Source organism: Methylobacterium sp. AC690 (assembly GCF_979256535.1).
Genome location: NZ_CEEDOX010000062.1, coordinates 1 through 353, shown reverse-complemented (window position 1 = coordinate 353; position 353 = coordinate 1). Strand labels below are relative to the sequence as shown.

The following is a 353-nucleotide window of genomic DNA, read 5'->3' as shown; positions in this document are numbered from 1 at the left end:
ATCATCAGGTCGGCCATCTCGTCGACCACGATCACGATGTAGGGCAGCGCCGAGAGGTCCATCTCCTCCGTCTCGTACACGGCCTGGCCGGTCTCGCGGTCGAATCCGGTCTGGACGGTCCGGGTCAGGATCTCGCCGCGCCCGCGCGCCTCGGCGAGACGGGCATTGAAGCCGTCGATGTTGCGCACACCGACCTTCGACATCTTCTTGTAGCGCTCCTCCATCTCGCGCACGGCCCACTTCAGGGCGATGACCGCCTTCTTCGGGTCCGTGACCACGGGGGAGAGCAGGTGCGGGATGCCGTCATAGACGGAGAGCTCCAGCATCTTGGGGTCGACCATGATCAGGCGGCA

1 protein-coding gene is annotated in these 353 nt (G+C 65.2%); it reads right to left on the bottom strand.

Features of this window, described 5'->3' with window-relative positions; translation table 11 throughout:
* On the bottom strand, positions 1–353 hold a 353-nt coding region (locus AC0IY1_RS25330), incomplete at both ends, for an FtsK/SpoIIIE domain-containing protein (RefSeq protein WP_471773335.1).